A 12,083-nucleotide genomic window follows, 5' to 3' on the forward strand; every position below is an offset into this window, starting at 1 on the left:
CTTTGCCTCCTTATATCAAATAATTTACTTTATGGTTTGTGTAGTTTTGCAGATTCTGGGGAATCATTACTGACTCATCTTCGTCACTGCTTGTTAAAATACTGTTTAATACCCCACTATTCTTGATAAACCGTTCTCTTAAGAGGGTCTGATTCTGGTTTTGATTGGGATCAGAACCGCTATTGTTCATAAACGTGGCATCCTGACTGTCGCTACTCTGTTCCACTGGTGTATTTAAATGCACTGTTTCCACTTGAACATTTTGCAGCGCTAAGCCTCTCACCAATAGATTGATTTGTTTGCCTAACAGATTCTGGGTTTCCTGACTGACTGCGGTTATATCGATAATCAGCTTTCCCTGATCATAGCTCAGCTTGATATCAATATCACCTAAATTATCCGGCGATAGTGTCATCTGTAACACCATTGGCTTGTTGGGCTCAAAATTCTGTAGAATTTTCTGTTCTACCTGTTGAGCGACCGCAACCTTAGCGTTTGGTTGAACTTCTGGGCCTTTGTCGGTGTTGATGCTGGTCACATTGATCTCTTGAACACCTTTTTCACCAGGATTCTGGTCTTCGGTTTGATTTAATGAGTTTGCCTGAACTTCAATAACCTTTGTTTGTTCGGAACTCTGCTCTTTTGTCGAATCAGTGCCACCAATCGCATTAATAAGCGTTTCTGATTTATCGGCTACGGTTTGATCCTCATTCATTTGTCTGACGCCACCAGAAATCTGGGATTCTGGATCATCATCTGCACGTGTCTGGTTAACCAACTCCTGCGAAAAATTAACTTCATCGCTTACATCCTCGGTCGCCGCCAGCTCGGAACCAGAATTTTTTAATAATCCCGATAAACTTTCAACTTCTTCATTTTCCACGATGCCGATGTTTTGCTGTAAAACCTGAACCTCATCATTAACCGTCTCATCAAACTGTGGGATGCTCTCTAAAACAGGCATACTTTGTGATTGGTTATCCATATCCGTCAGCTCGATAACTTGTGCTTGAACGGTTAAACCTTCTGGCTCTTTGTTTTCTTCAAGACCCAATTTCAGGTTAAGCCGTGTCAGAGCTGTTTCAATACCTCCCTGAAAACTCTGGATGCCAATCAGTTGAGCCGCATCGAGTGTTGGTAAAGAACTGTTTTCCAGTCTTTTATCATTGTTCAGCTCCTCGGTTACAGGTTCTTCAGCCTGCTGGCCATTGTCTAACTTAACTTCAATGTCTTTTGGTGATCTCTGGTTATCTTCTCGTCGATTACTTTCCGCAATTGACTTGGACTCCCGCCGGTTTTCCCGGGCTTTCTCCAAATGATGATCCGCCTGTTTGATATCCTGTTTGGACTGATCCAGCAAATCTCTGAATTGGGCACTTCTTTCATGACTTTTTGACTGACAAGTTGCTGAAGTCTCTGTTTTTGCATTGATCCCTCGCAACCCGTTCATTGTCGACTTTCCAGTCGATTGTAATTCTAAATTCATTGCCTACCTCCCTTCGTAAATTTGATTATTCACCCCGACATACTTGTCGCAGAAATAATCGGAACAATTAAATTGTCCTATTTATATAACAGTCGAATGGACTGATATAATCATTATATTAACGAAAAAGATCTTATTAAACATCCTCATTGCAAATTAAATTGAATTTAAGAAAACTCTTGTTTAATACAATAATTGTTACTCTAAAAAATTTTTTCTTAAAAACACAAAGATGTAATTATTATATCCTAATACTCTGATACTATACAACTCATTTATGGTTTTTATTTTGGCTTTTTTATCTCATTTCACTAAATTCTGTTCTGGCATATTAAAGTAAAAAAAATGCAACGACAATGCCGCTGCTTATTATGGTAATAACCTCATAGTTTGCAACTGGCAGTCATGTACCGCTGTATTTAGACCCTGTAGTTTTGCGCCCTTATCTTTCGACAAGTATGCTAATATTCTGTTATTATAATATTACTTTAATTCACATCAACTGTCAATGGAAATATTCCTTTCCTTAAGAGAAACCCTTGTAAATACAACGGTTTAGCAGTGTATTTACAAGGATCAGTTAGACTTCAATTTCAAATCTTTTTTTATGCTCGTTCTGTCATTATTTCATTATCAAATTCACTCTGGGTAATGAGTCCCTGATGAAGCTTCAGTCCCAGAATCCCCTGAGCAATGTTTGAAGCATGGTCACCGACCCGTTCAATGTTTGTTAACAAATCCAGAAATATGACTCCCGCATAGGGATTACAGACTCCTTCGTTGAGGCGGCGGATGTGATCATCTTTCAATTTCTCTGTCATCTCATCTATTTCTTCTTCTTTGTCGAGGATTTGATAGCATAAAGCGGTCTCATCATTCTCCATTAATTCTACCATATCTCTAAGCGTATTGGTAGTTAAACTGATTAAATTCAACACTTCCTGATTTGCAATATCACTAAAGACTATTTTATTAGAAGCCCGCATTTCAGCCAACTCACCAATATTCATGGCATGATCGCCAATTCGCTCGAGGTCATGACTTCCTTTTAAGACAAAGGCCAGGCGGTCATTTTCTGCTTCTGACATGTTTTCATTGGAAAGTTTAACCGAATATTCGACAATTCCCTGTTGAAATTCATCAATACGTTCTTCCCGTTTGACGATTTCTTCGACCAGCTTTTCATTTCCATCCATGATAGATTCACAGGCCACTTTGAAATTCTTAAAACTCATATCAGCCAAACGGTTTGTTTCTCTGACAACCTGCCCCAACGCAATGGATGGATTATTGAGCATTCGATCATCCAACTGCAGCCCTTTATCTTCCTCCTTTTCGGGATAAACCCGGTCCAGAAAAGTGACAAAATAGCCAATCAGCGGAAACAAGACAATCGTGTTGGCGACATTAAAAATGGTATGAGCCATCGCAATCTGTCTTGCCACGTTTGGAACCACTTCACCGCTGCTGCTGATAAATGTACCTGAAATGCTCACAATAAATTCATAAATGGGATTAACCGTTATGGCGCTGTCCATGCTAACTAAGAACAGCATCACCCAAACAGCTCCAAATACATTAACAAAAAGATGAATAAACGCTGCTTTTTTTGCTGTTGTCGACGTTCCGATGCAAGAAATAAGCGCCGTCACGCAAGTTCCAATATTTGTCCCAATCAATATCGGGATACAGATTTGAATCGCTCCGGTTCCACCGATGCTGGCAAACACCCCTGAAAGTGCCAGTGCCTGAAGCAAACCAATGGATGCACTACTGCTTTGAATAATACCGGTGATCAGCGTTCCGATCAGCACCCCTAACAGCGGATTCTTTCCATAGTTCGACAGCAGATAAATAAAGTCTTCACTTTCCCGTAGCGGCTCCATTGCTGTTGACATGGCGGCAATTCCGAAAAATAAGATGCCAAAGCCAAGAACAATACTACCGAAGTCCCGGTTTCTTTTCCTGGTGCTGAAAAGTGTAATTAAAGCGCCAAATCCAATAAAAAGTGGTGCCAACTCAGTTACATTAAATGCAATCAGCTGGGCGGTCACGGTGGTTCCAATGTTTGCCCCTAAAATAACACCGGCCGCCTGGGTTAGTGTCATCAGCGCCGCATTGACAAAACCGACAACCATAACCGTTGTGGTGCTGGAACTCTGGACAATCATGGTTACCACTGTTCCTACTAAAATCGCCTTGATCTTATTGTTGGTTAAAACTTCCAATAGTTTTTTCATTTTTGTTCCAGCAACTGTTTTTAAGCCTTCGCTCATCATATGCATTCCAAAAATAAATAATCCCAAGCCTCCAAAGAGACCAATCAGCATTTCTAACGTCATTCTTTCCTCCAAAAATACATATTAATTCAAACAACATCTATTCAGTCGATAAAACAAAAACACATATCAACCCGCAAAACTAAAGATCAGCCCGTGATGCGACTAATCGTTCACTCGTTCATATCGTTCACTCGGGTAACATTTTATCTCAAGCTATCAGTTGCATTTCATAATTTAACATGATTTTAACATTAACCAATACAAATGAGTACCTTTTTTTTATTTATTTCCTTTTCATTTATTAGTTTTGTATTTTTTGAGTTATTTATTGTCAACCTGGGTTATCGTGATGATTCCTTCGTTTTTCATTTTTTTTTATTGTACTTCAAACAAATTTCAAACAAATATAAAGTTTGGGTTGACATAAAGGCTCGTTTTTGATATTCTTCATCTTAGTTTAAAATTTAATATTAAAAGCGTTGAGAAAAGAATACTCAGTGGGTCAATGATTTAAAGCGAACAGATGCTGGTGGAAGATCTGTAATCAAACTCTATGAATGGCACTTTTGGAGCTGCAGCCACCATTAACTCTTCAGGTGGTTGACGTGAAATTCGTTAAATAAGTAAGGTGGTTTGCTGTTAATGGCAGACAACTTGGGTGGAACCGCGGTTATACCGTCCCTTGTATTGTTACAAGGGGCGGTTTTTTTATTTAGCATTATGCTATTAATTACACTATTTATCAGGAGGAAAAAAATGTCAGAATTTACGATGGCTGAAATTGTCAGTCTTGCAAAAATGAGGGGAATTGTCTTCCCAGGTTCAGAAATATACGACGGTCTTGCCAACAGTTGGGATTACGGCCCCCTGGGTGTTGAAATGAAAAACAACGTTAAGAAAGCCTGGTGGAAAAAGTTCGTTCAGGAATCTCCCTTTAATGTGGGTCTCGATGCCGCCATCCTGATGAACCCAAAAACCTGGGTTGCTTCCGGACATGTCGGTGGCTTTAACGATCCGCTGATGGATTGCAAAGCCTGTCAGTCCCGCTTTCGAGCTGATAAACTGATTGCCGATTACTATTTTGAAAAGGGTGAGGACGTCATTGTCGACGCCTGGTCCAATGAAGAAATGAAGGCTTTTATTGAGGAACATCATATCGTCTGTCCTGAATGTGGAAAAATGGATTTTACCGACATCCGACAATTTAATCTGATGTTTAAAACCTTCCAGGGCGTTAATGAAGATACCGCCAGTGAAATCTACCTGCGACCGGAAACCGCTCAAGGTATTTTTGTCAATTTCAAGAATGTCCAGCGAACCACCCGTAAAAAAGTACCTTTTGGGATTGCTCAAGTTGGTAAATCCTTCCGTAATGAGATTACACCTGGTAACTTTATCTTCAGAATCCGAGAATTTGAACAAATGGAGCTAGAATTCTTCTGTGCCCCAGGTACTGATCTAGAATGGTTTGATTACTGGAAGGCATTCTGCAAAAAATGGCTGTTTGACCTGGGAATGAAGGACGAAAACATCCGCTTCCGGGATCATGACCAGGAAGAACTTTCCCACTATAGTAATGCTACCACTGACGTGGAATTCCGCTTCCCATTTGGTTGGGGCGAACTTTGGGGCATTGCCGACCGTACCGATTTCGACTTAACCCAGCACCAGAACCATTCTGGAAAAGACATGAAATACACCGATCCGGTCACCAATGAAAAATACATCCCTTACTGTATTGAACCCTCGCTGGGTGCCGATCGGGTTTTCCTGGCTTTCCTGTGCAATGCCATGGAAAAAGAAACGATTACCAACGGCGATAAAACCGAAGAGCGAAGCGTCATGCGGATCCATCCCTTTCTATCCGCTTATAAGGCGGCCGTTTTACCACTTTCTAAAAAATTAAGTGATAAGGCCGTCGAAATTTCCACCCTGCTGTCCAAGCACTTTATGATTGAATATGATGAAGCCGGCAGCATCGGCAAGCGTTACCGCCGCCAGGACGAAATCGGCACACCTTTCTGCGTCACCGTCGATTTTGACACCCTGGACGACGAATGCGTTACTCTGCGAGACCGTGACACCATGGATCAGGTACGGGTTCCGATCGCTGAAGTGGTTGATTATATTTCTAAACGGATCGATTTTTAAAATATTACTACTATGCAGTACCGACAATTGTCATTACAAAAAAACGTCCCCTGTTCGAAAATTTTCGAACAGGGGACGTTTTTGAGTGACAAATTTAATTAATTATCGATTGCAATGTGACTGATTAGGATTCTTTAATCGCCAATACGTCTTGAGGACATGCTTCGACACAGATACCGCAAGAGATACATTTTGAAGGAACATCGCGGTCTTCTGATTTAACCAGGACACCAAATGGACATGCTTCGACGCATTTTCCGCAGTTTACACATAGTTTTTTGCTGATCATGAAAACACCTTTAGCGTTTTGAGTGATGGCACCAGCTTCACATGCTTTTGCACATTTACCACATTGGACACATACCAAAGTTTTGATGCTGCCATCTTCTTTTTCGGTGATTTTAACACATGACAATGCTGAAACGGGTTCTTTGTAGAATGCGGTTGAACATACTAATTCACATGTCAAACAATTAACACATGCTGCCTGATCGGCTACAATTACTTTTTTCATTGTTACTCCTCCTTAAGGACAATTTGATCTTCAGATCAAATTTATGTTTAAATTTTAACAACTGATTTTCATTCTACTGATAAAGTGAATACTTGTCAACCTAATCCGGAATATTTATAGGCATTTCTTACTCTGCGTCGTTTATGGGCTTCCTACTGATAAAATATTACAGCTCTTTGCCAGTACTCTTTCTAAACAAGGTTAAATTTTTATCAATTAATTCCCTGCGAAAAAATTCTCATCAAAAAAGCTCTCCTTAATTAGGAAAGCTTTTTTTATCTTTAAGAATGCTGTTTCAGTTTTTCAGTCTGGTCGCTGGTGACCAGAGCATTGATCATTTCATCGATATCGCCGTCCAGGAAGGCTTCCAGTTGATAGACAGTCATATTGATGCGGTGATCGGAGATTCGGCCCTGCGGGAAATTATAGGTTCGGATCCGTTCACTGCGGTCTCCGGTGCCGACTTGACTTTTTCGATTTTCGGCAATTTCACTTTGTTGTTTCTGCTGTTCTATTTCATAAAGTCTGGCTTTTAGAATTTTCAGAGCCTTATCTTTATTTTTCAGCTGGGATTTTTCATCCTGGCAGGTTACCACCATGCCGGTGGGGATATGGGTAATCCGCACTGCGGAGTCAGTGGTGTTGACACTTTGTCCGCCGTTTCCGGATGACCGGTAAACATCAACTCGCAGGTCATTGGCGCCAATTTCAATTTCGACATCTTCGGCTTCCGGCAGAACCGCTACCGTGGCAGTCGAGGTATGGATCCGACCGCCGGATTCGGTGCTGGGAATCCGCTGCACCCGATGAACGCCGCTTTCATATTTCAGCCGACTGTAAACGCCAGTACCTTCTATGGCAAAAATAATTTCCTTGATCCCCCCAATATCGGGAATACTGGAACTCATGATTTCACTTTTCCAGCCCTGCCGTTCGGCGTAGCGGGTCAGCATTCTGAAGAGCTCTCCAGCAAATAAGGCCGCCTCGCTACCGCCGGCGCCAGCTCGGATTTCGACAATAACGTTTTTATCATCATTGACATCCTTGGGAAGCAGCAGAACTCGCAACTCCTCTTCCTGTTCCACCCGTTTTTTTGTCAACTCGTCCAGCTCAGCTTCGGCCATTTCTTTGAAATCTTTTTCCAGTTGTTTATCTTCCAGCATCTCTTTGGTGTCATCAATCGCTGACAAGGTATCGGAAAATTCATTGTATTTTTGAATGATCGGTTCGATGTGGGACTGTTCTTTCATCAGCTTTCGCCATTGGTTCTGATCGCTGATAATCTCGGGATCACTGATCTTTTCATTTAATTCAGCATATTTTGCTGCTAAAAAATCTAACTTATCTAACATAATACTCCTTATTTCTTAATCACTCTTCGTAAAATTATAAATCCAAATGTGGTTGCTTTAATGGCTTTTTGACGCTATTCGAACTGAAAAGCTTCTTTCCATTCGTCGAAAAAAAAGACGGCCAGGGTTCCCGGTCCGGAATGGGTTAAAACCGTCGAGCCCAGGGGGACTACTTTAAAGCGGTCGGTACCAAATCGCTTTCCCGCCATTTTTACAAACAGTTCCACCAGTTCCAGGTTATCGGCATGACTGATGCCAATGGTTTGCTGATTGATCTGGGCACCGTTTGTTTCCAGATAATCGACCATTTTTTTGATCAGCTTTTTTTCGCCTCTGACTTTGTCAATTTGTTGCAGTTCGCCGGACTGACTGACTTCAAGCAGGGGATTAATGTTCAGCATATTACCGATAATGGCTGTTCCCTTATTCAGTCGGCCACCCCGATACAGGTATTGCAGATCGGTGACTGTAAAAACATGTTTGACATGATCGATATAATAATTGATCCATTTCATCAACTCGTCCATGCTGCAGCCCTTAGCAGCGGCTTGGGCGGCGCCATAAACAATGTGCCCCAGACCATAGCATACCGCTTTGGTATCAACGACTTTAAAGATCGCCTCGGGATATTTTTCTTTTAAATCCCGTTCTGCCAATGCCGCTGCCTGATAGGTACCGGACAGACCGCTGGAAAAAGACAGATAAATAAATGGCTGATTTTCGGAGATCAGTTCTTCAAACCGTTTATAAAAATCCCCATAGGGAATCTGCGATGTTTTATAGCGCACCCCTTTTCGCATGTTGTCACAAACCACTTCAGATGATATCTCAATCCCATCGCGGTAGGTCGTTTCATTTTCGACGACGTAAACCGGCATGATCTCAATATCAAGTTTTTGTTGATCGGTGTCCAGGATGTCACAGGCAGAATCGGTGATGATTTTTATCGTCATACTTTATGTCCTTTCCCACTTGATTTAGGCATTCATTTTAAGCATTTATTCAAATTATTATTTTATCACAGTTTAGTCGTTTTTCAAAAACAATTCTTGGGCATATCCCCGAGGATCAGCAAACAGTACCCGACCTTTGCTTTCCAGATAATCAATCAGCCTTTTGGTATCCAGGTTAACAATTAGTTCGTCCGGAAAGTCAATGGCATCCAAAACCTTGTCGACGTAGGGGAAATCACCAATGTCTGTGGCAAAATGGGTGTCGCTGCCAATAATAATGGGAATCTCCAGCTCTTTGCAGCGATTGGCGATCCATTCGCAGTTAGGCTTGGAACCTTTTCGGATAAAAAAGGAACCATTGTTGATTTCAATCAAGGTATTGTGCTTTTTAGCATCCTGAAGGATCGCCTCATAATCAAGTTCGTAGGTGGGATTGCCCAGATGGCAGATAAAATCGACATCAGGATTTGCAATGGCTCCCAATACGGCGCTGGTATTAATGGCTTTTGTCCGGGGTTTAAAGGTTGGTGTGTGCAGCGATGCCGATATAATTTCCAGCGAATTGATAAAGTCCATGGGAATATCGGTATTTCCGTCGGTATCCATGATATTACTCTCAATTCCTTTAAGTACTTTGACATTATTTATTTTTCCGGGGATCACCCTATAATTAGCAAAAAACAAGGGCGTGGGTGCTCCCGGTAAGGCCGGTCCATGTTCAGTTATACAGATCATCTCCAGATTTTTTCGAGCGGCAGCTGCGACTAATTCCTGGATAGTATTGTAGGCATGTCCGCAAGCCAGGGTATGGGTATGGGCATCTAAAACATAATTTCTCATTTCTTATTCTCTTTTCTTCTCTGTTGACTGGTATTTACAAAATATCTTTTGGTTGTTTCGCTACCCGCCTACTTCGCATCATCCTGCTTTTTCTTTTCTTCCCGTTTCTGAACTTCCAGATCGTTTTGATGGGCAACCCGATCACAAAAAACCTGGGCTGAATGATAACCATATTGTTTGGTACGATTATTGATGGCGGCGGTTTCGATGATGCAAGCCAGGTTTCGTCCGCCGGAAACCGGAATCATTACTTCCGGAACTTCAATTCCTAATATATCCAGGGTTTGTTCATCCAGACCCAACCGATCATAGGGTGATCGCTCATCCCAATTTTCCAGGCGGATCACCATATCTATTTCCACATCTCTTTTGACGGCTCTGGCTCCATAAAGGGTTTTAACATCAATGATCCCGATTCCCCGGATTTCCATAAAATGTTCAAGCAGTACCGGGGCTGTTCCCATCAAGTGGCCGTCCCGAATCCGTTTGACTTCAACGACATCATCGGCGATCAGACAGTGGCCGCGTTTGACAATTTCCAACGCGGTTTCGCTTTTGCCAATGCCACTCGGGCCGGTAATCAGCACCCCGACTCCAAAAACCTCGACCAGTACCCCGTGTAAACTGATCCGCGGGGCTGACAGTTGATCGATATAATTAACCAGATCATAAAACAGCGTGGTCGTGTGTTCTTTACTCTTTAACAGGGTTCGTTCATATTTTTGCGCCGCTTCTTCAAACAGATGCGTCTCGTCCAGATCCCAACATACAATAAAACAGGGGAATTCATAAGAAAAAAAGTCATCGATTTTCTGTTTTCGTACTTCCGGATCCAGATCCAGCAAATAGGCAACTTCCACCTTGCCAATCACCTGAACCCGTTTGGAATCAAAATGCTCATAATAACCATGGAGCTGCAGCCCCGGGCGATTGATCCCGCTGTTTCCCAGGTTCAGTTCCGTTGACTTATAATAAATTTTTTCAAGTTTGATTTCTCTACAAAAATCATCTAAACTTACTATACCATTCATTCTCTTTTTATCTCTTTTCATTGATTTACTACTAATTAGTTTACTCAAGTTATTCTACCTCAAAGTTTCCATTGATAAAAGTATTTTTATATCTTCTTATTAAAAAAATCAAAGACCGCCTGGGCTGTTTTCACCTGCATCCCAGGGGCTGACAGCAGTTCTTCCAGGGTGGCTTTTTTTATTTTATCGACCTGGCCAAAGTGAGCCATCAGGGCTTCTCGTCTTTTTTTGCCGACGCCAGGAATTTCCTCCAGTTGGGAGGCCAACATTTCTTTTTTTCTTAAAATCTGGTGGTATCCCAGAGTGTAGCGATGAACCTCTTCGGAAATTTCGAACAGAAAGACACCCAGGGGGGTTGCTTTTTTGATCGGGTATTCGGTGCCCTTGTGAAAAATCCCCCGCAGCCGGTGGCGGTCATCTTTAACCAGTCCGCACACCTCAATGTCAACCGGATATAAGGAAACAATACTCTCTGCGGCATTCACATGGCCGACGCCACCATCGATCATCATGATCTCCGGTAAGGGCAAAAAATTATTGCCCTCATGGGTTTTCATGGCTCGTTCCATCCGTCTGAAAATCATTTCCTGCATGCTGGCATAATCGTTCTGACCTTCAACCGACTTGATTTTAAAGCGGCGGCAAGCTTTCCGGTTCAGTTTTCCATCATCGAAAACCACCATTCCACCAACGTTATTGGTGCCGCTGATATTGGAAATGTCATAGGCTTCAATGCGATTGGGGCGCTGGGTCATGCCCAACAACTCCTGCAGTCCGTCCAATCGGCTTTTAGAACGGATTTCTTTTTCTCTTTTTTCCAGCAATTGCTGTTTCAGAGCCAGATCAGCGTTATCCGCCACCATTTCCAGCATTTTTATCTTCTGCCCCCGTTGCGGTGAATGGACTTCGATTTTTTTACCAGCCAGTTCCCCCAGCCATTCTTCAATGACTTTTTTATCTTCCAGGGCTTCCTTTAAGATAATTTCCCGGGGGATAAACCCGCAGCTGGCATAATACTGTTTAACAAAACTTTCCAGCACTTCGCGGTGACTGACATCCCCAATCGCTTCGAGAAAAAAATGGTCCCGACCCATCAGTTTGCCTTCCCGGACATGAAAAACCTGAACACAACCGAGATCGTTACTCTCGGCAAAACCAATAAAGTCCTGATCCTGTTTGGTACTGGAGCTGATTTTCTGTTTTTCAATGATATGCTGGATACCGGAAATCTGATCCCGGTATTTAGCCGCCTCTTCATAATTCTGGTTTATTGCGGCAGCCGTCATTTTGTCGTTCAGGTTTTTAAGCAGATCCGGATGCCGACCATTTAAAATATCCAGAATTGACTGGATATCTTTGGCGTACTTTTCTTTGGACACATTTCCCTGACAGGGCGCCTGGCACTGGCCAATATGATAGTTCAGACAGGGTCGACCGGTCTTTTTTCCATAAACAACCTGACGGTTACATGTTT

General features: G+C 42.2%; 9 protein-coding genes, 1 riboswitch and 1 other annotated feature. Of the genes, 1 reads left to right on the forward strand and 8 read right to left on the reverse strand.

Annotation, left to right across the window (positions count from 1 at the left end):
* Positions 1–10 precede the first annotated feature (10 nt).
* Both Q7J41_RS16400 and Q7J41_RS16405 read right to left on the reverse strand, forming a co-directional pair.
* The gene (locus Q7J41_RS16400; RefSeq protein ID WP_304889518.1) at positions 11–1,486 is read right to left on the reverse strand and encodes a flagellar hook-length control protein FliK; all 1,476 of its coding nucleotides are present in this window, start codon (positions 1,484–1,486) and stop codon (positions 11–13) included.
* Positions 1,487–1,874: 388 nt separating this feature from the next.
* A riboswitch (cyclic di-GMP riboswitch) is annotated at positions 1,875–1,959 on the reverse strand.
* Positions 1,960–2,091: 132 nt separating this feature from the next.
* Positions 2,092–3,828 (reverse strand): Na/Pi cotransporter family protein, encoded by a 1,737-nt coding sequence (locus tag Q7J41_RS16405; RefSeq protein ID WP_304889519.1) that lies wholly within the window; start codon positions 3,826–3,828, stop codon positions 2,092–2,094.
* Between the two features lie 410 nt (positions 3,829–4,238).
* Positions 4,239–4,454: a binding site (T-box leader), on the forward strand.
* Between the two features lie 70 nt (positions 4,455–4,524).
* On the opposite strand from Q7J41_RS16405, the gene Q7J41_RS16410 reads away from it, so the two are divergent.
* The gene (locus Q7J41_RS16410) at positions 4,525–5,919 is read left to right on the forward strand and encodes a glycine--tRNA ligase (protein ID WP_304889520.1); all 1,395 of its coding nucleotides are present in this window, start codon (positions 4,525–4,527) and stop codon (positions 5,917–5,919) included.
* Between the two features lie 124 nt (positions 5,920–6,043).
* Here the strand turns inward: Q7J41_RS16410 and Q7J41_RS16415 are convergent, their stop codons facing one another.
* The 6 genes from Q7J41_RS16415 to uvrC form a co-directional block, all read right to left on the reverse strand.
* Positions 6,044–6,433, reverse strand: a complete 390-nt coding sequence (locus Q7J41_RS16415; RefSeq protein ID WP_304889521.1) for a 4Fe-4S binding protein — start codon at positions 6,431–6,433, stop codon at positions 6,044–6,046.
* A gap of 281 nt (positions 6,434–6,714) precedes the next feature.
* Complete coding sequence (gene prfA / locus Q7J41_RS16420) at positions 6,715–7,785, reverse strand: peptide chain release factor 1 (protein ID WP_304889522.1); 1,071 nt, start codon at positions 7,783–7,785, stop codon at positions 6,715–6,717.
* A 74-nt stretch (positions 7,786–7,859) separates the two neighbouring features.
* Positions 7,860–8,738 (reverse strand): DegV family protein, encoded by an 879-nt coding sequence (locus Q7J41_RS16425; RefSeq protein WP_304889523.1) that lies wholly within the window; start codon positions 8,736–8,738, stop codon positions 7,860–7,862.
* Between the two features lie 72 nt (positions 8,739–8,810).
* Positions 8,811–9,578, reverse strand: coding sequence for a phosphatase (locus tag Q7J41_RS16430; RefSeq protein WP_304889524.1), 768 nt, complete (start codon positions 9,576–9,578; stop codon positions 8,811–8,813).
* A gap of 68 nt (positions 9,579–9,646) precedes the next feature.
* On the reverse strand, positions 9,647–10,609 hold the full coding sequence (gene hprK / locus Q7J41_RS16435; protein ID WP_304889525.1) for an HPr(Ser) kinase/phosphatase: 963 nt from the start codon (positions 10,607–10,609) through the stop codon (positions 9,647–9,649).
* 86 nt (positions 10,610–10,695) lie between these two features.
* On the reverse strand, positions 10,696–12,083 hold a 1,388-nt coding region (gene uvrC, locus Q7J41_RS16440; RefSeq protein WP_304889526.1), incomplete at its 5' end, for an excinuclease ABC subunit UvrC.

The sequence above is a fragment of the Acetobacterium sp. genome, assembly GCF_030652775.1.
Lineage (GTDB): Bacteria > Bacillota > Clostridia > Eubacteriales > Eubacteriaceae > Acetobacterium.

What these genes read in the sequence shown, in the direction of transcription:
- Q7J41_RS16410 (WP_304889520.1), top strand. Translation starts at nt 4,525, where the DNA reads ATGTCAGAATTTACGATGGCTGAAATTGTCAGTCTTGCAAAAATGAGG.
- hprK (WP_304889525.1), bottom strand. Translation starts at nt 10,609, where the DNA reads ATGAATGGTATAGTAAGTTTAGATGATTTTTGTAGAGAAATCAAACTT.
- Q7J41_RS16400 (WP_304889518.1), bottom strand. Translation starts at nt 1,486, where the DNA reads ATGAATTTAGAATTACAATCGACTGGAAAGTCGACAATGAACGGGTTG.
- Q7J41_RS16425 (WP_304889523.1), bottom strand. Translation starts at nt 8,738, where the DNA reads ATGACGATAAAAATCATCACCGATTCTGCCTGTGACATCCTGGACACC.
- Q7J41_RS16415 (WP_304889521.1), bottom strand. Translation starts at nt 6,433, where the DNA reads ATGAAAAAAGTAATTGTAGCCGATCAGGCAGCATGTGTTAATTGTTTG.
- Q7J41_RS16430 (WP_304889524.1), bottom strand. Translation starts at nt 9,578, where the DNA reads ATGAGAAATTATGTTTTAGATGCCCATACCCATACCCTGGCTTGCGGA.
- Q7J41_RS16405 (WP_304889519.1), bottom strand. Translation starts at nt 3,828, where the DNA reads ATGACGTTAGAAATGCTGATTGGTCTCTTTGGAGGCTTGGGATTATTT.
- prfA (WP_304889522.1), bottom strand. Translation starts at nt 7,785, where the DNA reads ATGTTAGATAAGTTAGATTTTTTAGCAGCAAAATATGCTGAATTAAAT.